Origin of the sequence: Luteimonas sp. TWI382 (assembly GCF_039674545.1) — a bacterium.
Lineage (GTDB): Bacteria > Pseudomonadota > Gammaproteobacteria > Xanthomonadales > Xanthomonadaceae > Luteimonas.
Genome location: NZ_JBDJNS010000006.1, coordinates 55,956 through 78,067 on the forward strand (window position 1 = coordinate 55,956; position 22,112 = coordinate 78,067).

The following is a 22,112-nucleotide window of genomic DNA, read 5'->3' on the forward strand; positions in this document are numbered from 1 at the left end:
CCGGTGGCCGGCCTTTAGCCGGCCGCTGACAACTGCATGCGGATCGACGCCTGCAGCCTGACGCTCAGGGCACGCGCCGGGCGATCGACTCGAGCATGCGACCGCGCGAGAACAGCAGATCCCACTGGGTGCCGCCGAGCTGGCGCCACAGCACGGTCGCGCGCACCGCGGCGAGCAAAAGCGCGCGGATCTCAGCGACCACGCTGGCCTGGCCCAGGTAGTGCGGTGCGCCCTGGACCATGACCCGCGGCCGCAACTGGCTGATCGTGTCGGCATACAGCGCACCCAGCGCAAGCAACACGTCGGGATGCGCCGCGCCCTGCGATTCGGCCTGCGGCGCGATCCGGCGCAGGCCTGCACTCACCGCCTCGATGACATCGGGCTCGGCCGAGAACCGCCGTTCGAGCCGCATCACCGACATCGCGAGTTTCGGCACGCCCTCGTCGTGGGGCTGGCGGGTCAGGATGTCGCGCAGCAGGCGCAGCCCGGGCTGCAACCGCGGCACGCCGTCGTAGACATCGGCCACCGAATCGGCATCGATGCGGAAGACGCTGTCGATGACCGTTTGCGCCGCGTCGCCACGCGACTGGCCGGACTCGGCGGTGGTGCGGACTTGCTGGAGGGCCTGGGCGAGCGCGGCGAGCGCGAGCACCCGATCGTCAAAGGAATCGCTCATCGGACAAGTCTAGCGTCTGCGGCGCGATCAGGCCCGCCTGCGGCTGTCGTGGTGGCGGTCGCGGGGGCGTCGGTCGCCTCGATGACCGCACCGCCCAGGCAGCGCTCGCCGTCGTAGAGCACCAGCGACTGGCCGGGCGTGACCGCGCGTTGCGGCTGCGCGAAGCGCACCGCGAGCGTGCCGTCGTCGCGCACCTCGACCGCGCAGGCCTCGTCGGGCTGGCGGTAGCGGGTCTGCGCGCTGGCCACGAAGTGGGCGGCCGGCGGCGCGCCCGCAATCCAGTGCGCCTGCGCGGTCCAGGTCGTGCGCGACATCAGCCAGGGGCTGTCGCGCTGCTGATCGACCACCAGCACGTTGTCGTGGACGCGTTTGTCGACGACGTACCAAGGCGCGGCGGCAAAGCCGCGCACGCCGCCCAACTGCAGGCCCTCGCGCTGGCCGAGGGTGAAGAAGAACACCCCCGGATGGCGGCCGACCACGCGCCCGTCAGGGGTCTTGATCTCGCCCTCGCGGGCAGGCACGTAGCGGGCAAGGAAGCTGCGGAAGTCGCGTTCGCCGATGAAGCAGATACCGGTCGAATCCTTCTTCTCGGCCGTCGCCAGGCCATGAGCACGGGCGATCTCGCGGACCTGCGATTTGGGCAGGTCGCCGAGCGGGAACAGCGTCGCGGCCAGTTGCGCCTGGCCGAGCTGGTGCAGGAAGTACGTCTGGTCCTTGCTGCGATCCACGGCCCGCAGCAGCTGCCAGCCGCTGCCGTCACGCCCCACACGGGCATAGTGGCCGGTCGCGATCCGGGTCGCGCCCAGCGCGTGCGCCGCATCGAGGAAATGCCGGAACTTGATCTCGCGGTTGCACAACACGTCGGGATTGGGCGTACGCCCGGCCGCGTACTCGGTGATGAAGTGGGCGAACACACCGTCCCAGTATTCGCGCGAGAAGTCGCGGAAATGGATCGGCAGGCCCAGACGGCCGGCCACTGCGACCGCGTCGCGCCGATCGTCCTCGGCGCGGCAGACGCCGCTGCCGTCCTGGGCATCGTCGTCGGCCCAGTTCTGCATGAACAGAGCGGCCACCGGCGTGCCCGCGTCGCGCAGCAGCAGCGCGGCGACCGACGAATCGACCCCGCCCGACAGGCCGACGACGACCTCCGGCGCGCTCATCGCAGTTGGCGCAGCAGCGACAGCGGGTGACGCTGTCCGGCCAGGCAGTCGGCGACGACCTGCCAGACCAGTGGGCTGCGATGGCGTGCGGCCTCGGCGCGCAGCGCCTCGGGCGTGAGCCACAGCGCCTGCACGATGCCGTCATCGAGCGTGCGGTCCGGGTCGTGTGCCAGTGGGCGGGCGACCACGGCCACGCGAATGAAGTGGCGGCCGTCGGCCTCGCCCGGGCGCGGCGGGGATCTCCACTGGTACAGGCCGATCAGCGCGGTCGGCTCGACCGTCCAGCCCGATTCTTCGAGGGTCTCGCGCACCGCCGCATCGACCAGTGCCTCGTCGGGCTCGAGATGGCCCGCCGGCTGGTTGAGCACCAGGCGACCATCGACCCGCTCCTCCACGCACAGCACCCGGCCGGCATCGAACACGACGCTGGCCACGGTCACGTCGGGCTGCCAGAAACGCCCGCTCATCGGGTCGCTCCGGCTGCGGACCACGTCGCGGTCGCGCAGCGGTGGCATCGCGCCATGCGGCCGCCGGCCGCAACACGGACGGGGGCGGGGAACGGGCGGGGCGGGGAACGAAGGCGCATGGCAGATCGGGCGGGGGACTCGGGGCATTGTCTCCCCGGCGCTCCCGACGCGTCCATCGCCGGCGCTTATAATTGCGCCATGAGCCGTAGACACCAACACGAGCACGACCACGGCACGGTCGTGGAGACCAGCAGGCCGGAAGTGGCGCCACCGCCGCTGTATTCGGTGCTGCTGCTCAACGACGACTACACGCCGATGGATTTTGTCGTCGAGATCCTGACCCGATTCTTCGCGCTCGACATCGAGCGCGCCACCCAGGTCATGCTGCACGTCCACACCCGAGGCCGGGGGGTATGCGGGATCTACAGCCGCGAGGTCGCCGAGTCGAAAGTCGCGCAGGTGAACGAATACGCAAGACTCAACCTTCACCCCTTGCTGTGCACGATGGAGAAGGCCTAATAAGAGCCGGCTGACAGGACCGGGGCAGGGATGGAAAAGCCGGGTCCGGGCCCCCACTCAGGGTTGCAGTGATTCCGGAGGCCCCGCCCCATGTTCAGCAAAGATCTCGAGTTCACGATCGGCCAGTGCTACAAGCGCGCCCGCGAAGCCCGCGACGAGTACATGACGGTCGAACACCTGCTGCTGGCCCTGCTCGAGAACCCGTCCGCCGAGTCGGTGCTCAAGGCGACAGGTGCCGATTTCGCCCGTCTGCGTGGCGATCTGGAACAGGCCATTCTGACCTCGGTGACCAAGCTCGCCGATGAGGACACCCGCGACACCCAGCCCACGCTGGGCTTTCAGCGGGTCCTGCAGCGCGCCGTCTACCATGTCCAGTCCTCCGGCAAGAAGGAGGTCACCGGCGCCAACGTGCTGGTGGCGATCTTCGGCGAGAAGGACTCGCACGCGGTCTACTACCTCAACCAGCAGGACGTGACCCGGCTGGATGTCGTCAACTATCTCTCGCACGGCATCGCCAAGGCCGGTGGCGAGGAGCCCGAGAGTGCGCACGAGGACGGCGCTGCGGGTGCAGGCGGGGAGGGCGAGGTCAAGGGGGATGCCCTGGCCGAGTTCGCCAGCGACCTCAACGCCGCCGCGCGCGAGGGCCGCATCGATCCGCTGGTGGGCCGGGCCGAGGAGGTCGAGCGCACGATCCAGGTGCTGTGCCGCCGCCGCAAGAACAACCCGCTGTACGTCGGCGAGGCCGGGGTCGGCAAGACGGCGATCGCCGAAGGCCTGGCCAAGCGCATCGTCGACGGTGAGGTGCCCGAGGTGCTGAGCGAGGCGACGATCTATTCGCTCGACCTCGGCGCGCTGGTCGCCGGCACCAAGTACCGCGGCGATTTCGAGAAGCGCCTGAAGGCGGTGCTCTCGGCGATCAAGAAGCATCCCGGTGCGATTCTGTTCATCGACGAGATCCACACCATCATCGGCGCCGGGTCGGCGTCGGGTGGCACGATGGACGCCTCGAACCTGATCAAGCCGGCGCTGTCGTCGGGCGATCTGCGCTGCATCGGTTCGACGACGTTCCAGGAGTACCGCGGCATCTTCGAAAAGGACCGCGCGCTCGCCCGGCGCTTCCAGAAGATCGACATCGTCGAGCCGACCGTCGGCGAGGCCTACCAGATCCTGCTGGGCCTCAAGCCCAAGTACGAGGCGCATCACGACGTGACTTACGCCGACGACGCGCTGCAGGCAGCAGTCGACCTGTCGGTCAAGCACATCGCCGACCGGCTGCTGCCCGACAAGGCGATCGACGTGATCGACGAGGCCGGTGCCCGCCAGCGGCTGCTGCCCGAGGGCGTGCGCAAGGCGTTGATCGATGTCGAGGAGGTCGAGACGATCGTGGCCAAGATGGCGCGCATCCCGGCCAAGCAGGTCAGCGCGACCGACAAGGACGTGCTCGAGCACCTCGAGCGCAACCTGAAGATGGTGATCTTCGGCCAGGACCCGGCGATCGAGACGCTGACGTCTGCGATCAAGCTGGCCCGCTCGGGCCTGGGCGATCCCGACAAGCCGATCGGCAATTTCCTGTTCGCCGGCCCCACGGGCGTCGGCAAGACCGAGGTCACCCGGCAGTTGGCGCTTCAGTTGGGCATCGAGCTGGTGCGCTTCGACATGTCCGAGTACATGGAGGCGCACTCGATCAGCCGCCTGATCGGCGCGCCTCCGGGCTACGTGGGGTTCGACCAGGGCGGGCTGTTGACCGAGAAGATCGTCAAGACGCCGCACTGCGTGCTGTTGCTCGACGAGGTCGAGAAGGCGCATCCGGACATCTTCAACATCCTGTTGCAGGTCATGGACCGCGGCGTGCTCACCGACACCAACGGCCGCGAGGCGAATTTCCGCAACGTGATCGTGGTGATGACCACCAACGCCGGCGCCACCCAGGCCTCGCGCCGGTCGATCGGCTTCATGCGCCAGGACCACAGCAGCGACGCGATGGAAGTGATCCGCAAGAGCTTCTCGCCGGAGTTCCGCAACCGGCTGGATGCGATCGTGCAGTTCCAGTCGCTGGGTCTGGATCACATCCTGCGCGTGGTCGACAAGTTCATGATCGAGCTCGAGAGCCAACTGCACGACAAGGACGTCACGCTCAGCGCCACGCCGGCCGCGCGCGACTGGCTGGCCCAGCACGGGTTCGACCCGCAGATGGGCGCGCGTCCGATGTCGCGCGTGATCCAGGACCGGATCAAGCGCCGCCTCGCCGACGAGCTGCTGTTCGGCAAGTTGATGGGCGGCGGTCGGGTGGTGGTGGATGTCGAGGACGGCGAGTTGACCGTGCAGACCTTCGCCGAGCCCGAGCGCCTGCTCACTGCGACCGTGGAGTGAGGCGCGCACCGCCGCCGGTTCGCCCGCCGGCGTGCGCAACGCGAAAAGGCAGCCCTTGGCTGCCTTTTCGTCGTCCGGCGACGGAGCACGTCGCTTAGGAGCGTGTCGCTTACTTCATGCGGTAGGTGATGCGACCCTTGGTGAGGTCGTAGGGCGTCATCTCGACCTTGACCCGGTCGCCGGTCAGGATGCGGATGTAGTTCTTGCGCATCCGTCCGGAGATGTGCGCAATGATTTCGTGGCCGTTCTCGAGCTTGACGCGGAACATGGTGTTCGGGAGCGTCTCGGAGACCGAGCCTTCGAATTCGATGACGTCGTCTTTCGCCATTCGTGTTGGGTACTCGTCGTTAGGGAGCCGCGCTGAAGCCGCGCCGGCAAAGTCGGGTATTGTGGCACGGCTGCCGCACCGATGCAAAAGGCTGCGCCCTTGTGATCGGCTGAGTGCGGACGTGTGAGTCCTACTCCGGGTGGGCAGCAGCCTGGTGGCCGGAAGCCGCTCTCCCCTCGGCAAGGCATCCTGCCTTGACTCGAGCGCGCGCCATCCATGGCGCGCTCGACGCGGTCACCGACCACCGGTCCGCTGCCATGGACGTCTGCAACCCGACTTCGGGGCCTGCTGGACAAAGTCGCGCACTGTCGGGCCTCAGTGCGTCGGGCCGGCTGGGGATTGCGATAGCGAGCCAGGGATGGCTGACCGAGCCGAGGAGCAGTCCCCGGCCGGCGCGACGCGCGCGACGAAGACGAACGCACCGGTCGAGCGCAGAGGCAGGATTCCCCTGGCTTCGGCGAAGAATTCTTACGGATTGTCCGCCAGTCCTGAGGTCGAGGCGGGTCAAGCTGGCCCGGCGGCAGTCTCGTCCGCGCGTCCGGCGAACGTCGCGGCGTGCTGGACGCCGAACGTCTGCGTCCAGGCGCCGTCGACCGGTGGCGGCTGCTCGACCAGGGCGGCGATGGCCGCGGCGAATCGGGGTCTGGGCCATTGCGTGGCGCCCAATGCTTCCAGGTGCGGATTGCCGACCTGGGCGTCGATCAGCGGCATCTGCCAGCGATGGAGCTGGCGGGCCAGCGCGCCGAGCGCGAGCTTGGAGCCGCCGGAGGTTCGGCTGAACATGCTCTCGCCGAAGAACATCCGGCCGATCGCGACGCCGTAGAGGCCGCCGACCAGCCGGTCGCCGTCGAAGACCTCGACGCTGTGGGCCAGGCCTGCGCGGTGCAGTGCGGCGTAGGCGGCCTGCATCGCGTCGGTGATCCAGGTGCCGTCCTGGTCGGGGCGCGGTGCCGACGCGCAGGCCGCGACGACCGCTTCGAAGGCGGTGTCGGCGCGGACCTGCCACTCGCTGCGCCGCAACTGGCGGATAAAGCGCCGCGGCAGCGTGAAGGTTGCAGTCTCGAAGACGGTGCGCGGGTCGGGCGACCACCACAGGATCGGCTGGCCCTGGGAGTACCAAGGAAAGATGCCCTGCCGGTAGGCATTGGCCAGCCGGGTCACCGACAGGTCGCCGCCGAAGGCCAGCAGGCCGTCAGGGCGCCGCAGCGCCGAGGCCACCGGCGGAAATGGCGCCAGCGGATCGCTGTCCAACTGCGGCAGGTGCAGGCTCAGCGCAGCGCGTCCGCGCGGAACGGGCCGCTGCGGCCAAGCGAAGCGGCGTAGCCGCCGATCGCTTCGGCTTCCTGCGCGCACCAGTCGCGCAGCGCCTCGCGGAACTGCGGATCGGCGATCCAATGGCGGCTGTGCACGAACGCCGGCAAGAACCCGCGCGCGAGCTTGTGCTCGCCCTGCGCGCCGGGCTCGAAGCGGCGCAGGCCCTCGCGCAGGCAATAGGCGATGCCCTGGTAGTAGCAGGTCTCGAAGTGCAGGCCGGGCAGGGCGATGTGCGCCCCCCAATAGCGGCCGTACAGCGTGTCGCCGCCGCGCAGGCACAGCGCGCCGGCGACCGGCACGCCGGCCAGGTCCGCGAACACCAGCACCAGCTGCCGCGGCATCGTGCGTGCCAGGTGACGCAGAAAATCCAGCGTCAGTGCCGGCGAATTGCCGTACTCGGCGAAGGTCTGCAGGTAGAAGCCGTGCATCGTCGCCAGGTCGTCGTCGCTGGCCTCGTCGCCGTGCAGCACCCGGAAGTCGACACCGGCGCGCGCGACCTTGGCGCGTTCCTGGCGGATGTTCTTGCGGTGCTTGTGGTCCATCGCGCCCAGATAATCGTCGAACGTTGCCCAGTCGCCGGGATTGCACCAGTGGTACTGCACATCGACCCGCGGCAGCCAGTCATCGTCGAACGCGACGGCCTCGGCGTCGGTATGGAAGTTCACATGCGCCGACGACAACTGCGCGGCGCCCACCTGGTCGCGCATCGCCTCGAGGAGTGCCGTCCGCGCCGCAGGCGTGCGCGCCAGCAGCCGCGGCCCGGTCACCGGCGTGTAGGGCACCGCGCACAGCAGCTTGGGGAAGTAGTCCCGCCCATGGCGGGCATAGGCGTGCGCCCAGGCGTGGTCGAAGACGAATTCGCCGTGGGAGTTCGCCTTCAGGTAGGTCGGCGCGGCCGCCACAAGCCTGTTGGCGTCCCACAGGGTCAGATGGTGCGGGGTCCAGCCCCAGTCCGCGCGCAGGCAGCCTTCCGATTCCAGGCCCGCGAGGAAGGCATGCGCGACGAACGGATGGCCGGCGTCCGACAGTGCGTCCCACTCCTCGGCGGCGATGGCATCGAGGCTGCGTACGATGCGCAGGCTGCTCACGTGCCCCAGGCCTTCGCCGTCGCGTCCCGCAGCGCCGCGCGATCGCCCTCGAAGGTCATCGAATCGAGGGCGCGGGCGTGCGCCTGCGTCGCCTGCCGGCGCGCCGCCGTGGCGAACGCCGGGTTGCCGGTCGCCGCGATCGCCGCCAGGCCCTTCTGCAGCCGGATGCCGACCTCCAGCAGGCCCGCGCCGTCGCGCGCCAGCAGCGGGAACACATCCTCGAAGACATCGTCAATCGCAATCGCCGGAACGAACACACGCGCATGGTGCGGGCCGTCGCCGGCCGTGTCCGTGGCCGCCCATTCGCAGAGCAGTCGGGTGGCCGTACCGACGACATCGATCGCCGTGCCGCTGTCGTTGGTGGCGGCCGACAACGCCCGGCTGCCGATCTCGGTCAGCACGACCAGCCCGTAGCGCGGATCCTGGTCGAAACTGCGTTCGTCGCCGATCGTGAAGGCGTCGCGCAGCGCATCGCGGGTGTCGGCATCCGGCGGCGTGCCCTCCAGTACCAGCAGTGGTCGTCCCGGCACGGCGAACGTGCCCGGGCGGCAGAGCACATGCACGACGCCGCCTTGATCGCTCGCGATCTGCGCCAGCCGCGCCACGTCGACGTGTTCGATGTAGCCGACGCGCCCGGCCTCCACCGGATGCCCGCCCTCGGGCGCGCCCATGCCCGGCGCACCGCCCAGGTGGGGATCGCGCAGGTGCGCCCGGATCGCCCGGCGCGTGGTTGCCTCGACCAGATTGATCGTCGCGCCGAGCCGGCCGAAGCTCGACAACTGCTCGATCCAGCGCAACAGGGTCAGCGTGATCAGCACGATCACCAGCACCGTCGCAGCGAACAGCACCACGCGGCCGCTGTCGCCGTAGAGGCCGGTGCTCAGCGCGATCAGGCCGACCACCGAGAACAGGAAGGCGCCGATGAACGTCGCCAGCGCGCTCTGCGCCGCGCTGTCGGCGATCAGCAGGCGCGTCGCGCGCGGCGTCGCACCGGTCGACGCCGAGCTGTAGGCCGAAACCATCGTCGACAGCGAGAACGTGGTGACCGCGAGCATCGAGGCGGCCAGGATGCTGAGCAGATTGCCGACCGAGTCGGCGCCGATCCGGCCGGCCAGCGACTCCGGGATCCAGGTCTTGACCAGCGCGCCGACCAGCGCGGTGACCACCCCCAGCGCGCAATACACGGTCGCACGGACCCACATGCGCCGGCCGTGGCGGCGCGCGAACAGGCGCAGTTGTTCGACGGTCACGGCAGGCGGCCGGCCGCGTCGCGCGCGTCCGCCTGCGCGACGCTTCCGCGATCAGCCCTGCTGATCGAGGAAGCGTTCGGCATCGAGTGCGGCCATGCAGCCGAAGCCCGCCGAGGTGATCGCCTGGCGATAGTGCTGGTCGGTGACATCGCCCGCGGCGAACACGCCCGGCACGTTGGTTGAAGTCGCATTGCCGTCAATCCCTGAGCGGATCTCGAGATAGCCGTTGTGCATCGCCAACTGGCCCTCGAACAGCGTGGTGTTGGGCGTATGGCCGATCGCGACGAAGAAACCGTGCACGTCGAGGTCGCGGGTCGCGCCGTCATGCACCGATTTCACCCGCAGCCCGGTCACGCCGGCGTCGTTGCCCAGCACCTCGTCGACGGTGTGGTGCCACACCGGCTCGATCTTGCCGGCCTGGATCTTCGCAAACAGCTTGTCCTGCATGATCTTCTCGGCGCGCAGCGTGTCGCGGCGGTGCACCAGGTAGACCTTGCGGGCGATGTTGGACAGATACAGCGCTTCCTCGACCGCGGTGTTACCGCCGCCGACCACGGCCACGTCCTGATCCTTGTAGAAGAAGCCGTCGCAGGTCGCGCAGGCCGACACGCCGCGGCCCTTGAAGGCTTCCTCCGACGGCAGCCCCAGGTACTTGGCGGTCGCCCCGGTGGCAATGATCAGCGCATCGCAGGTGTACTCGCCGCTGTCGCCCTTGAGCCGGAACGGGCGCTGGGACAGGTCGGCGGTATGGATGTGGTCGAACACGACCTCGGTGTCGAAGCGCTCGGCGTGCGCCTGCATGCGCGCCATCAGGTCCGGGCCGAGCAGGCCGTGGGCATCGCCCGGCCAGTTGTCGACCTCGGTGGTGGTCATCAGCTGGCCGCCCATTTGCATGCCGGTCACGACGACCGGCTTGAGGTTGGCGCGCGCCGCGTAGACGGCGGCGGTCCAGCCGGCGGGGCCGGAGCCCAGGATCAGCAGACGGATGTGGCGGGGGCCGTTCGAAGAGCTCATGTAGACTCGCGGTTGATCGCACTGCGGCGTGTGTGACGCATAGCTTGGCGTCCCGCTCCCGGCAAGACAAGGCGCGCCGGAGGCCGCCGCGCGCAACGCAGCGTCGCTCGTCGCGCTGGGCGACGCGGCTGGCCCGCGCCAACCCCGGATGCCCCTGGGGCCGCCGCAGCTGCCGTCCCAAGTCGCGCTGCAGCGGAGCCGAGCTTGGCGTAATATCAACGACCTGTATCGAATTCCTCAGGTAATTACCCACGGTGGCACGTCCGCTCTCAGATCGCGTCAAGCGCGCCCGCGGCGCCGAAAAGGCCACCGCGAAGGCGACGGCCGCCGCTGCGCCCAATCCGCGGCGCCAGCGGCTGCTGCGCGACATCGCCCTGATCGTCACCGCGCCGCTGCTGCTGTACCTGCTGGCATGCCTGGTCACCTACTCGAACACCGATCCGAGCTGGTCGACCCAGGGTGGGGTAGTGGCGACCGAGATCCACAACGTCGGCGGACCGGTCGGCGCGTGGACGGCCGACATCCTGCTGCAGCTGTGCGGGCTGATGGCCTACCTGCTGCCGCCGATCCTCGGTGCGGTCGCCTGGATCGCGCTGTTCGGCATGGACGCGGGCAGCGAAGGCCGCGCCGACTTCGGCCCCGCGCTGCGGCTGGTCGGCATCGTCGGCTTCCTGATCTCGGCCGCGGGCCTGCTGGCGCTGCGGTTCGACGTGCTGGCCGGCTATCCGGCCGGCGGCGGTGGCATCCTCGGGCGGCTGGTCGGGCGCTCGCTGTCGGGCGCCTTCGGCCAGGTCGGCGGCAACCTGTTCCTGATCGCATTGTTCCTGGTGTCGGTGACGCTGGCGACCGGCCTGTCGTGGTTCGCGCTGATGGACCGCATCGGCGGCTGGATCCTGAAGTTGCCGCCGCTGCTGCGCCGCAGCAGCAAGCAGGCCACCGAGTGGAAGGCTGCGCGCGAGCATCGCGAGGAGCGCACCGAGGCGCGCAAGATCGAGACCGAATTGCGCGCCAAGCGCGCGCCGGTGAAGATCGAAGCGCCGGTGGTCCCGCCGGTCGTGGAGAAAAGCGAGCGCGCCAAGCGCGAACAGCAGATTCCGATGTTCCAGGGCGTCAATGCCGATGGCTCGGACCTGCCGCCGCTGTCGCTGCTCGATCCGCCCAAGCCCCAGCCGAGTGGCTACGACGAGGCGACGCTCGATACGCTCTCGCGGCAGATCGAGTTCAAGCTCAAGGACTTCCGCATCGATGTCGAGGTCAAGGAGGCCCAGCCGGGCCCGGTGATCACGCGTTTCGAGATGGAGCCCGCGCCAGGCGTCAAGGTCAGCCAGATCAGTTCGCTGGACAAGGACATCGCCCGCGGCCTGTCGGTCAAGGCTGTGCGCGTGGTCGACGTGATCCCCGGCAAGTCGGTGATCGGCCTGGAAATCCCCAACGTGCGCCGGGAGATGATCTATCTCACCGAGTTGCTCGACTCCAAGGAATACGACAAATCGGCCAGCCCGTTGACGCTGGCGCTGGGCAAGGGCATCAGCGGCAATCCGGTCGTTGCCGATCTGGCGCGCATGCCGCACCTGCTCGTCGCCGGTACGACCGGCTCGGGCAAGTCGGTCGCGGTCAATTCGATGGTGCTCAGCCTGCTGTTCAAGGCCTCGCCCAAAGACCTGCGAATGCTGATGATCGACCCGAAGATGCTCGAATTGAGCGTCTACGAGGGCATCCCGCACCTGCTCGCACCGGTCGTCACCGACATGAAGGAGGCCGCCAACGGCCTGCGCTGGTGCGTGGCCGAGATGGAGCGTCGCTACAAGCTGATGAGCGCAGTGGGCGTGCGCAACCTTGCGGGCTTCAACAAGAAGGTCAGGGACGCCCAGGACGCCGGCCAGCCGCTGTCCGACCCGCTGTTCCGGCCCAACCCCGAGAGCGGGGAGGTCGCCGACCTGCTCGAGCCGCTGCCCTACATCGTCATCTTCATCGACGAATTCGCCGACATGATGATGATCGTCGGCAAGAAGGTCGAAGAACTGATCGCGCGCCTGGCGCAGAAGGCCCGTGCGGCCGGCATCCACCTGATCCTGGCCACGCAGCGCCCGTCGGTCGACGTCATCACCGGCCTGATCAAGGCCAACATCCCGACCCGAATCGCCTTCCAGGTCAGCTCCAAGATCGACTCGCGCACGATCCTCGACCAGTCCGGCGCCGAGACTCTGCTCGGCAACGGCGACATGCTCTATTTGCCGCCGGGCACCGCGATGCCCGAACGCGTGCATGGCGCGTTCGTCTCCGACGACGAGGTGCACCGCGTCGTCGAGCACCTCAAGCAGAGCGGAAAGGCCGAGTACATCGAAGGCGTGCTCGACGAGGTGCAGACGATGGGCGACGGCACCGTGGTCGGCGCGACCGGCCTGCCGGAGGCCAGCGGCGGTGGCGGGGACGAGAGCGACCCGCTGTACGACGAGGCGGTCAAGATCGTCACCGAGACCCGCCGCGCGTCGATCTCCGGCGTGCAGCGCCGGCTCAAGATCGGTTACAACCGCGCCGCCCGCCTGGTCGAGGCAATGGAGATGGCCGGCGTGGTCAGCCCGCCCGAGCACAATGGCGACCGCAGCGTGCTCGCACCGCCGCCGCCGCGCTGACGGCTGAACAGTCGATGCCGCGGCATGCGTCCGACAGGCGCATGTCGGCGTCGCATTCAGGCACCGATTCGCACACTCACCGCAACGATTCCCGATCAGCCGAGGTCCAAGGATGCGTCCGATCTTCCGTCATTCCCGCTGGCTCGTCGCCGCCTCCGTGCTGCTGGCCGCAGGGCTTGCCCAGGCCACCGATGCGCGCGCCCAGCTCGACGCCTTCACCCGCGGCCTCAAGGGGCTGGAGGGCCAGTTCACGCAGCAGGTCGCCGACGGCAATGGCCGCGTCAAGGAGAGTGCGAGCGGCACCGTGGCGCTGTCGGCGCCGCGCCTGTTCCGTTGGGAGTACGTCAAACCGTACCCGCAGCTGATCGTCGCCGACGGCAGGACAGTCTGGGTCTACGACCCCGACCTGCAGCAAGTCACGCGCCGCCCGCAGGGTAGCGAGGAGCAGGACAGCCCGCTGGCGGCGCTGATCGACCCATCCCGACTCGACCGCGACTTCGTCGTCGAATCGGCCGGCGAGCGCGACGGCCTGTCGTGGCTGCAACTGCGGCCCAAGCCAGTCGAGGGCGCCGCGTTCGAGAACGCGCGGCTGGGGTTCGGCAACGACGGCGGCCTGGCGCGGATGGAGATCCTCGACAGCCTCGGCCAGCGCACGACGATCGGCTTCAGCGGTTGGAAGCGCAATCCCACGTTCGCCGCCTCGACCTTCCGCTACACCCCGCCGGCCGGCGTCGACGTCGTCGGCGGCGACGAATAGCCTGCTCGATCCCATCGGCTGATCTCTGCCGCCGTCGCACGGGTTGCGACGGCGGCTTGCTATCGTGAAGACCCGTCTTCTGTCCCGCGCAGCTGCCTCGTGTCCCGTTCCGCCAAGTCCGCCGCCTCGTTGACCGGCGACCTGCTGCAGGTCGACCGCAGCGCCATGCGTCCGCTCGCCGAGCGCATGCGTCCGGCCAGCCTCGACGAAATGGTTGGCCAGCGTCGCCTGCTCGCCGAGGGCACAGCGCTGCGCACCGCGGTCGAGGCCGGCAAGGTGCACTCGATGGTGTTGTGGGGGCCGCCGGGTTGCGGCAAGACCACGCTGGCCTTGCTGCTGGCGCGCTATGCCGATGCCGAGTTCAAGGCGATCTCGGCCGTGCTGTCGGGCCTGCCCGAGGTCCGCCAGGTGCTGGCCGAGGCCGCGCACCGCTTCGACGGCGGCCGACGCACGGTGCTGTTCGTCGACGAGGTGCACCGCTTCAACAAGACCCAGCAGGACGCCTTCCTGCCGCACATCGAGCGCGGCACGATCGTGTTCGTCGGCGCGACCACCGAAAACCCGTCGTTCGAGCTCAATTCCGCGCTGCTCTCGCGCTGCCGCGTGCACGTGATGGAAGCGGTCTCGCCCGACGACATCCAGGATGCGCTGCGCCGTGCGCTCGCCGACCCCGAGCGCGGCCTGGGCGACCGCACGCTGCACATCGCCGACGACCTGCTGCGGCTGATCGCGGTGGCTGCCGACGGCGACGTGCGCCGGGCGCTGACGCTGCTGGAAATCGCCGCCGAACTGGCGGGCGAGGGCGGAGAGGTCACCGCCGGCACGATCGAGCAGGTCCTGGCCGACCGCACCCGCCGCTTCGACAAGGGCGGCGAGCAGTTCTACGACCAGATCTCGGCGCTGCACAAATCGGTGCGCAGCTCCAACCCCGATGCGGCGCTGTACTGGCTGGCACGCATGCTCGACGGCGGCTGCGACCCCGGCTATCTCGCCCGGCGGCTGACCCGGATGGCGGTCGAGGACATCGGCCTGGCCGACCCGCGAGCCCTGCAGATGGCGATCGACGCCTGGAACACCTTCGACCGGCTCGGCAGCCCCGAGGGCGACCTGGCCCTGGCGCAAGTGGCGATCTATCTGGCCAGCACCGCCAAGTCGAACGCCGCGTACATGGCCTTCAACCAGGCCAAGCGCGACGTGCGCGAATACGGCACGCAGGAAGTGCCGATGCACATCCGCAACGCGCCGACCAAGCTGATGAAGGAACTCGGATACGGCACGGGCTACCAGTACGATCACGATGCCGAAGGCGGCATCGCGCTCGACCAGACCGGGTTCCCGGATGCGATGGGCGAGCGGGTCTACTACCAGCCCGTCGCCCGCGGCATGGAGATCAAGCTCAAGGACAAGCTCGACCAGCTACGCGCCGCGCGCGAAGCGGCCCGCGCCGCACGCGACGACTGACGCCGCGGCAATCCCCGATCCGCTCGCGCGGGCCAGCCCTAGGCTGATTGGCCGGAGCGCCGATGCGCCAGGCCCGACGACACGGCACCGTATCCGTCCAAGATCGCGCCCAGGATGGAGCCCATGCGAGGGTCGATGTTCGCGCTGCTGATGCTGTGCGTGCTGCCGGCAACTGCCCAGTCGCTGCACAAGTGCCGGGAGGCCACGGGGGGCATCGTCTACCAGTCGCAGGCCTGCGCGGGCGCGACGTTGCGGACCTGGGAGATCGCCGATCTGCGGCCGCCACCTGTTGTGGCGCAACCGGTCCAGGTGACGTCGAACACCCCTTCGGCGCGTCCACGAACGGTGCGTGCGCGCCGCCTCCATGCGCCCCGCCGGTCCGCCGCGACGCGCGATGACCGGCATGCGCGCTGCATCGCGGCCCGCGCGCACCGCGACACGACGCTGGCCCGCCTCGGCTTGAAGCGCCGCTACGACGACCTGCGCCGGCTCAACGATGCGGTCTCTTCGGCCTGCAACCACCGCGGGATCCGTTAGTCGGCAGCGCTGAAGCAGGCTCCTTTGGGCAGGGCACAATTTGTCAGGTTCACCGTCGAGCGGGCCAAGCGCTGCGCATGCCTCGCCGCACCTGATGCGATCACGGGAAAGCGATCACTACATGCGCCCCTTCCTTGGGCGCGCATGAGATCGACCTATAATTTCCAGCTTTGACGGAAAGAACCAGCACGGCAGCGGTCGTGACAGGCTTTCATTCTTGCGACCAAGGTGGCGAAGATGAAAAAGCCGTTTGTTTCGTTGCGTCCCGAGATCACGCGGACACACGCACTGCTTTTGATGGACTGGTTGGAAGATGAGTGCGTGACGCGCTACCTCAGCGACTCCCGCAGCGTGTCTCGATTCATCGCGCAGGCCGTCGACCGGACGCAGATGCCGATCCTGACACATCTGTTCAATCAGGGCGGCCGATTCTTCATGACCTACGACCGGAACGATGTCCCGGTCGGCTTCGTCCGCCTGGTGAAGACAGGCACCGAGTGCGAAATCGTCCTGGTCATCGGCGACCAGGACAACTGGGGGCGCGGACTCGGCGGCAGCACCATCCGGGAAGGCCTGAAGCTCGCCTTCCTCGACATGCGGGCCGATACCGTCATCGCCAAGATTCAGCCGGGCAACACGCGCTCGCTCAAGGGCTTTGAGCGCTGCGGCTTTGTGCGCAAAGCCGAAGTACCCACGCTGAACTCCCTATCCATGACCTCTGCTCGATATCTCCAGTTGCTGCGCGAAGGCGTCCTGGCAAAAGCGACCGACATCTACGTCACTGAGATCGACAAAGCCCGTCTCGAGAGCCTGATTGCGTTCGAGCAAGGGGCAGCCGTTGTCGAGCTTGAACACGAGATCGAGCGCGCGATCGTCGTGGATCCGCAGCTTGTCGCGCACGATGTCGTCACCATGAATTCCAGAGTGGTGCTGCAGGTGGACCACGATCAGGCGCAAGTCGAGCTCGTCTATCCGCAAGATGCCGACGACCGCTCCGGGAAACTTTCGATCCTCTCCGACGTCGGCGCCGCGATCCTCGGCTACCAAGAAGGCGATGCCTTCGACTGGAGAGTGGGGGATCGCACGCGCCATATCCGGATCGACAAGGTGATCTACCAACCGGAATCGTTCGGGAACTTTCATCTTTAGACGTCGGGTAGGGCGCTGGCGGCCAAGCTTTCCGCCGAGTTGGCCACGCGCTGTCCGGTCACGTGACGCGGCACATAAGCAGGCTTACACTCCGTCATACAGGGGATGGAGTTTTGCATCATGGATGTCAGGGGACTTGCCGCGTTCGCGGTGTTGTGTGTCGTGTCGGCGACGGCCTCGGGCCAGCACGTTTACAAGTGCGTGAACTGGCAAGGTGCTGTCACGTACCAATCCGAACGCTGCCCCGATGGCCAGCGCATCGATCGCACCTACGACACGAACCGGGAGATCGAGGTCGGGGGGCGGGTTGTGCGTAACTACGTACCGACCACCAGCTCGGGCGGCGGTCTGTCGCCTACCTATGGCCGGCCTATGAATTCCGATGGGACTGTCAAGTCCGATGCGGGATGCGAGTTGGCGCGTGCGGTCACGTCGGGACGTAACCCCTACCGCACGATCGAGTCTCTCGCTGGCGATGCCGCGCTGCGCTCGAAGTACTGCAACCACACGCGAGGCCCGACCGATTGACCGGATCGAGTGCTGGGCAGAGCCCTGCGGATGCGCCTTCACGCGGATCTGCCGAAGTGCCGCTCGCTTCAATCGCTGCTCGGCCTCGAGGCGGAACGCCAGCCCACGCAGGCGTTCGGTGGTGAAGCGCTCACCATGCGGGGAGACCAGCTCGCGGCCTGCCATCCGCCAGCCAGCCCACGGGCCGTGGAGCTCCGTTGTGTTGTGGACAACGCGGTCGTAGTGGGCGCTGTCCGACTCACGGTTACAGTGGAAGCACGTGAGCATGGCGTTCTCCGTAGATGAGACGGACGATCCATGCTGCTGCCCAACGCGTCGCCGCCCTCGAACTTCGCATAATGTACATTATGTTCTTTTCCTGTAGCGGCCCGGGCAAACAAGCCACCCGCCACAGATCCCCTTTTTGCCCACCCGTTGGTCCAGATGCGCATCCGGGCAAAACTGGAGACCAATGCATCATGAAGTCCCCTGTTTGGCCGATCCGGCGACAACCACCATCGGCTGTGAACGCTTGTACGACCGTTGCCTCGCTGAAGCCTGCGCTTAGATCGGCCATCAGTCCGTCTCCATGAGGCTGCTCTCCAGTCGCCTCATGGAGTGTCCGTATTCAGATGCGCGCCCCCGCACGTCATAGCACCTCGATCGCGGCCTGTTCCACCCACACCAGCTTGTCGGGGTTACGCATGATGAAGATGTCGGACAGGCGCCCAGTCTCGTCATAGGAGAAAGAGGCTGCCGCGGTCACCGTTCCCGTCGCGTCGCGCAGGATCAGGCCCAGGTGGCCATTGAAGATCACGCGCTCGAAGGCGTAGTCGGCCCACCAGATATGCAGGCCCGCTGCGATGAACCGCAGCACTTCGCCCTCCCCGACCATGATCCGGCGCGCCGCAGAAACCTTTCCGCCGCCGTCGGCGGCAAGACGCACGTCTCGCGAGAGGAGCAGCGCAAGCTGCTCGGTCTGTCCGCTACGGATGGCGCGTTCGAAGGCGGTCAGCAGTTCGGCTTGCCGGGTCGGTGGTGTGACATGCCGCACACGCGGATGCCCGACGTGCGCATGGGCGCGCGAGACGAGTTTCCGGCACGCCGGTTCCTGCATGTCCAGTGCCTTGGCGATGTCCGTGTAGTCCATCTCGAAGATCTCGTGCAGCAGGTAGGCCGCGCGTTCCTTCGGGGTCAGCCGTTCGAGCAGCAGCAGGAAGGCCGACGTCAGCGTCGACGCCAGCTCAGCGGCGGCCTGCGGCTCGATGTCGTCGGCAATGCGCAGTGGCTCGGGCAGCCAGGTGCCGACGTAGTCGACTCGGTTGCGATGGGCATTGCGCAGCAGGTCTAGGCAATGCCGGGTGCACGCGGTGGTCAGCCAGGCGCCTGCGGACACGATTGTCGCGCGATCGGCCCGCTGCCATTTCAGGTAGGTGTCCTGCACCGCATCTTCCGCATCGGCCCGCGAGCCGAGCAGCCGATACGCCAGGCCGAGCAGCCCAGGGCGGGCGTGATCGAATGCGGCGATGCCATCGTCGGGCCGATCGGTCATGTCAGTGATTGGCGATCGCGATGCGGTTCCACTGGTTGATCATCGCCACTTCCACGGTCAGCGCCGCGATCATCGGGTCTTCGAAGTGTGTGCGCAACTGCGTGCGCAACGCCCCGATGTCCGGCTCTCGATCGCCACCGAGACGCGTCAGTGCCTCGGTCCAGGCCAATGCGGCGCGTTCGGCCGGGGTGTAGTCCGTCATGTGCTGCCAGCCGGCGAGATGGTCGAGACGTGCGTTGGTCTCGCCGTCCGCCCTCGCCTCACGGGTGTGCATGCGGATGCAATACGCGCAGCCGTTGATCTGTGAGGCGCGCAGATGAATCAGGTGGCGCAAGGCCTGCGGTAGTCCGTGGCGATCGTTGGCTGTGTGCACGGCGAGTAGTGCGCGATAGACATCGGGCAGTACTCGGTCGACCGGCACCGGTTGTGAGGGGGAATCGGTGGCGTGCATCGTCAGTCTCCAGCGCGGGCGCGTGTGCCCAGATATAGGTTTGACGATTCGGCACGCTGGGCTGTGACGCGTCGACGGCTCCAGTGGCTGACGCGCGGTTGCAGCCCACTCAGGCCGGCCACGCGATCCAGTCTCCGGGCGTCAACACCTGCACCGGGACATCCCGTTGTCGGGCGACGGCACGGAGTGCGCCGATGGGATCGTCCACCTCGACGTAGGCCTCCATGTCACGAACCCCGTAATGGATCGGCACCAACGTGCGCGCGCCCAGAATCGCGGCCGCGGCCACTGCCTGCTCGGGCGTCAGCACACCGGGCAGGCCGCTGACGGGGTGTCGCCACCCGAACCGGGCACCGTTGACCGGCAGGAACACCGCGTCGAACGGCCCGAACTGACGGCCGATCCGCCACCAATGGCCGTGCCATAGCGTGTCGCCGCCATGGAAAATGCGCCGCCCGCCAGCGGACACGACCCACGAGACCTGGGTGTCTCCATAGCCATCGACTGCTGGCACGGGCGTGGCGGTGAAGTCGCCGATCAGCTGCGGCTCCCAGAGCGGGCTGGGCCTGGCACGGACGCCGTCAGGCAACGGGCTGGGGTGGAGCCCGGCTGGATAGGCGAACACGCCGCCTTGTCGCAAGGCAGATGCGGTCGCCTGGATATCGAAGTGGTCCGAATGGCCATGCGTGATCAGCACACTGGCCTCGCCGATGGCATCGCCCACCGGCACGAGTGTGTCTGGAAGCGAAGCGCCCCACGCCTGCGGATCGACGAGCGGGTCGATGAACAGTGTCGCCTCCGGCAATTGCAGCCGGATCCCCGCCCAGGCCAAACGCTGGATCCGCAGCGGTTGTGGTGCGGCCGCCGCGTTGCAGACCGCACTCGGCAGCACCATCGTCGCGGCCAGGCCCGTGCAGCCCGTCAGAAAGCGCCTGCGGCCGGAATCGACCGGCCGGGCGCGTGCGACGGCCCTCATGCGCCCTGCTCCATCGACGCCAGCGCCGCATCCAGCGCGAAGATGGATTGCGCGACGATCGCTTCGAGATTGTGGGTGTGCCATGCGCGCTCGAAGGCGACCGGCGCGACGCCCGGTGCGACACAGTCCTCGATCCGGATCTCGGCAATGCGTGCCGCGACCGCGTCCGGCGATGCCTGCCTGCGGATGCGCACGACGTGTCGCTGGATGTTGTCGAGATACTGTTGGGCGTGCTCGAGCACCGTTGCATCGAAGACGCCGATGTGTCCACCGATGATTCGCGCGCGCCCGAGCTGACGGATCCGACCGATGGCGGCGCGCTGCAATTGCGGATCGGCTTTCGACAGGTACACGATGTTCCCGACGATGTTGTCGCCCACGCAGGCCAGATCAGCGCTCGGCACGTCCACGCTGACGTGATCCATGGACTTGCCCGGGTTGTAGAGCAGGCGCAACTGGTGCCGGCCCCAGCGCAGCGCCATGTCGTTGAAGACGAAGTCGGGTTCTCGGTAGAACGCGTCGACGCGGCGATTCTGCGACAGGAAGGTCTGCCGGTGGTGCCGGTGCGCCAGGACCCGAGCACCGGGAAATTGCACCAGGCCCGCGATGTGGTCACTCATGAAGTGTGTGGTCGCGATCAGGCGCACCGTCTTCCCCATCTGTCCGCACAAGGTATCGCGCAACCACGCCGCGTCGGCTTCGCTGCCCAGTGCATCGACCAGCAGCACCTCGTCGTGGTCGACGAACGCGGTGGCGACGGATTCGACCTCATCGCCGACAAACATCACTACATCCGAACACAATTCCTCGACGCGCATGGCAGTTGTCCTGTGGGAAGCCCGCGCATGGTCGCGATGCTGCGCGCACGCGACAAACGAGTTGTGTTGTGGTTCGCATCAGAAAAACTAACGCGATACGATGCTCGCCGCCTCGAACGGTCGCACCTCTTGTGAGATCTCGCCGCCCCGCTCCGCTCAATGCGCTCCGCACCTTCGAGGCGGCGGCGCGCCATCTGAGTTTCAATGCCGCGGCCCGTCAGTTGTTCGTGACCCCGGCCGCGGTCAGCCATCAGGTCAAGCAACTGGAGGCGTATCTCGGGCTGCCTCTGTTCCAGCGTCATCACCGTGCGGTCGAGCTCACCGAAGCGGGCCAGGCACTGGCGGCGACGCTGGGCGAGGTGTTCGGGCATCTGGATCGGGCACTGGACCAGGCGATGTCCCAGGCCACAACGGTGCTGCGGGTGACAACGCTCGAATCCTTCGCGGCGAAGTGGCTGGTGCCGCGGCTGCATCGTTTCCATCGGGTATGGCCCGGCATCCAGGTCCGGATCGAAACCGGCGACGCCCCGGCGGACTTCGTGCGCGATGGCCTCGATGTGGGACTTCGCTATGGCGCCGGCGGCTATACGGACGTGCATGCGGAACGCCTGATGGACGCGGCGGTGTTCCCCGTCTGCGCCCCTGCCCTGTTGCTCGGCCCCCATCCGCTGCGCACGCCTGCCGACCTGCGCCACCACACGCTCCTGCACGACCGGACTGCGGTCGGTCGGCCCGGCGTGCCCGGCTGGTCGGACTGGCTCGCGGCTGCAGGTGCGGCCGACGCCGACGCCGGCACCGGGCCGGTGTTCACCAGCGCCTACCTCGCGCAGGAAGCTGCGATCGCCGGGCACGGGGTGGCACTGGGAATCGCTCCGCTGGTCGCGGACGATCTGAAGCAAGGCCGGCTGGTCCAACCCTACGCGCAGGCGTCGGAGAATGCGTACGCGTTCTGGCTGGTGCGCCGCGACACGCCGGTGCCGACGCCGGCCGTGGACGCGTTCTGCCAGTGGCTGCGCGATGAGGCCTCGAACGAGCGCGCCGTCGCCCGGTGATCGGGCGACGGCCGAAGGCCGAAGGCCCTCCTC

Annotated in this window: 21 protein-coding genes; 9 read left to right on the forward strand and 12 right to left on the reverse strand. The window is 68.1% G+C overall.

Going from position 1 to position 22,112, the window contains the following annotated elements:
- Nucleotides 1-64 precede the first annotated feature (64 nt).
- Genes hflD through ABE505_RS05865 form a run of 3 tightly spaced genes read right to left on the reverse strand, consistent with a single transcriptional unit; the run spans nucleotide 65 to nucleotide 2,303 of the window.
- The gene (gene hflD / locus ABE505_RS05855) at nucleotides 65-676 is read right to left on the reverse strand and encodes a high frequency lysogenization protein HflD (protein ID WP_346442522.1); all 612 of its coding nucleotides are present in this window, start codon (nucleotides 674-676) and stop codon (nucleotides 65-67) included.
- The gene (mnmA, locus tag ABE505_RS05860; protein ID WP_346442520.1) at nucleotides 673-1,836 is read right to left on the reverse strand and encodes a tRNA 2-thiouridine(34) synthase MnmA; all 1,164 of its coding nucleotides are present in this window, start codon (nucleotides 1,834-1,836) and stop codon (nucleotides 673-675) included. Before mnmA ends, hflD begins: the two co-directional genes overlap by 4 nt.
- Nucleotides 1,833-2,303 carry an NUDIX hydrolase gene (locus ABE505_RS05865; RefSeq protein ID WP_346442518.1) on the reverse strand — a complete coding sequence of 157 codons (471 nt, stop codon included), beginning with the start codon at nucleotides 2,301-2,303 and terminating at the stop codon, nucleotides 1,833-1,835. Before ABE505_RS05865 ends, mnmA begins: the two co-directional genes overlap by 4 nt.
- 198 nt (nucleotides 2,304-2,501) lie before the next feature.
- Between ABE505_RS05865 and clpS the strand changes: the two genes are divergently transcribed.
- Both clpS and clpA read left to right on the forward strand, forming a co-directional pair.
- Nucleotides 2,502-2,822, forward strand: a complete 321-nt coding sequence (clpS, locus tag ABE505_RS05870) for an ATP-dependent Clp protease adapter ClpS (protein ID WP_346442517.1) — start codon at nucleotides 2,502-2,504, stop codon at nucleotides 2,820-2,822.
- A 90-nt stretch (nucleotides 2,823-2,912) separates the two neighbouring features.
- Nucleotides 2,913-5,192, forward strand: a complete 2,280-nt coding sequence (clpA, locus tag ABE505_RS05875; RefSeq protein ID WP_346442515.1) for an ATP-dependent Clp protease ATP-binding subunit ClpA — start codon at nucleotides 2,913-2,915, stop codon at nucleotides 5,190-5,192.
- A gap of 109 nt (nucleotides 5,193-5,301) precedes the next feature.
- On the opposite strand, the gene infA is transcribed toward clpA, so the two are convergent.
- From infA to trxB, 5 genes are all read right to left on the reverse strand, one after another.
- Nucleotides 5,302-5,520, reverse strand: coding sequence for a translation initiation factor IF-1 (gene infA / locus ABE505_RS05880; RefSeq protein WP_047138142.1), 219 nt, complete (start codon nucleotides 5,518-5,520; stop codon nucleotides 5,302-5,304).
- Between the two features lie 504 nt (nucleotides 5,521-6,024).
- Nucleotides 6,025-6,792, reverse strand: coding sequence for a leucyl/phenylalanyl-tRNA--protein transferase (aat, locus tag ABE505_RS05885; protein WP_346442623.1), 768 nt, complete (start codon nucleotides 6,790-6,792; stop codon nucleotides 6,025-6,027).
- Entirely contained in the window at nucleotides 6,789-7,922 is a 1,134-nt protein-coding gene (locus ABE505_RS05890; RefSeq protein WP_346442513.1) for a GNAT family N-acetyltransferase, read from the reverse strand. Before ABE505_RS05890 ends, aat begins: the two co-directional genes overlap by 4 nt.
- Complete coding sequence (locus ABE505_RS05895; protein ID WP_346442511.1) at nucleotides 7,919-9,172, reverse strand: DUF2254 domain-containing protein; 1,254 nt, start codon at nucleotides 9,170-9,172, stop codon at nucleotides 7,919-7,921. The genes ABE505_RS05890 and ABE505_RS05895 overlap by 4 nt, the downstream gene beginning before the upstream one ends.
- Before the next feature lie 51 nt (nucleotides 9,173-9,223).
- Nucleotides 9,224-10,186, reverse strand: coding sequence for a thioredoxin-disulfide reductase (gene trxB / locus ABE505_RS05900; RefSeq protein WP_346442509.1), 963 nt, complete (start codon nucleotides 10,184-10,186; stop codon nucleotides 9,224-9,226).
- A 254-nt stretch (nucleotides 10,187-10,440) separates the two neighbouring features.
- Between trxB and ABE505_RS05905 the strand changes: the two genes are divergently transcribed.
- The 6 genes from ABE505_RS05905 to ABE505_RS05930 all read left to right on the forward strand — a co-directional run bounded on the left by ABE505_RS05905 (nucleotide 10,441) and on the right by ABE505_RS05930 (nucleotide 17,251).
- Nucleotides 10,441-12,819 carry a DNA translocase FtsK 4TM domain-containing protein gene (locus ABE505_RS05905; RefSeq protein ID WP_346442507.1) on the forward strand — a complete coding sequence of 793 codons (2,379 nt, stop codon included), beginning with the start codon at nucleotides 10,441-10,443 and terminating at the stop codon, nucleotides 12,817-12,819.
- A 112-nt stretch (nucleotides 12,820-12,931) separates the two neighbouring features.
- A complete protein-coding gene (gene lolA / locus ABE505_RS05910; RefSeq protein ID WP_346442505.1) occupies nucleotides 12,932-13,576 on the forward strand; it encodes an outer membrane lipoprotein chaperone LolA in 645 nt (214 codons plus the stop codon).
- Between the two features lie 165 nt (nucleotides 13,577-13,741).
- Nucleotides 13,742-15,037: a replication-associated recombination protein A gene (locus ABE505_RS05915; protein ID WP_346442621.1), complete on the forward strand. Its 1,296-nt coding sequence runs from the start codon at nucleotides 13,742-13,744 to the stop codon at nucleotides 15,035-15,037.
- 135 nt (nucleotides 15,038-15,172) lie between these two features.
- Nucleotides 15,173-15,574 carry a hypothetical protein gene (locus ABE505_RS05920; protein ID WP_346442503.1) on the forward strand — a complete coding sequence of 134 codons (402 nt, stop codon included), beginning with the start codon at nucleotides 15,173-15,175 and terminating at the stop codon, nucleotides 15,572-15,574.
- Nucleotides 15,575-15,811: 237 nt separating this feature from the next.
- Nucleotides 15,812-16,723, forward strand: coding sequence for a GNAT family N-acetyltransferase (locus ABE505_RS05925; RefSeq protein WP_346442501.1), 912 nt, complete (start codon nucleotides 15,812-15,814; stop codon nucleotides 16,721-16,723).
- A 120-nt stretch (nucleotides 16,724-16,843) separates the two neighbouring features.
- Nucleotides 16,844-17,251: a DUF4124 domain-containing protein gene (locus ABE505_RS05930; protein WP_346442499.1), complete on the forward strand. Its 408-nt coding sequence runs from the start codon at nucleotides 16,844-16,846 to the stop codon at nucleotides 17,249-17,251.
- 628 nt (nucleotides 17,252-17,879) lie between these two features.
- Here the strand turns inward: ABE505_RS05930 and sigJ are convergent.
- The 4 genes from sigJ to ABE505_RS05950 all read right to left on the reverse strand — a co-directional run bounded on the left by sigJ (nucleotide 17,880) and on the right by ABE505_RS05950 (nucleotide 21,027).
- A complete protein-coding gene (gene sigJ, locus ABE505_RS05935) occupies nucleotides 17,880-18,782 on the reverse strand; it encodes an RNA polymerase sigma factor SigJ (RefSeq protein ID WP_346442497.1) in 903 nt (300 codons plus the stop codon).
- Nucleotide 18,783: 1 nt separating this feature from the next.
- Nucleotides 18,784-19,233, reverse strand: coding sequence for a carboxymuconolactone decarboxylase family protein (locus ABE505_RS05940; protein WP_346442495.1), 450 nt, complete (start codon nucleotides 19,231-19,233; stop codon nucleotides 18,784-18,786).
- 109 nt (nucleotides 19,234-19,342) lie between these two features.
- Nucleotides 19,343-20,209: an MBL fold metallo-hydrolase gene (locus ABE505_RS05945; RefSeq protein ID WP_346442493.1), complete on the reverse strand. Its 867-nt coding sequence runs from the start codon at nucleotides 20,207-20,209 to the stop codon at nucleotides 19,343-19,345.
- Entirely contained in the window at nucleotides 20,206-21,027 is an 822-nt protein-coding gene (locus ABE505_RS05950; RefSeq protein ID WP_346442491.1) for an MBL fold metallo-hydrolase, read from the reverse strand. Before ABE505_RS05950 ends, ABE505_RS05945 begins: the two co-directional genes overlap by 4 nt.
- A gap of 131 nt (nucleotides 21,028-21,158) precedes the next feature.
- Here ABE505_RS05950 and gcvA point away from each other — a divergent pair, with 131 nt between their 5' ends.
- Nucleotides 21,159-22,079: a transcriptional regulator GcvA gene (gene gcvA / locus ABE505_RS05955; RefSeq protein WP_346442489.1), complete on the forward strand. Its 921-nt coding sequence runs from the start codon at nucleotides 21,159-21,161 to the stop codon at nucleotides 22,077-22,079.
- The last annotated feature ends 33 nt before the right edge of the window (nucleotides 22,080-22,112 follow it).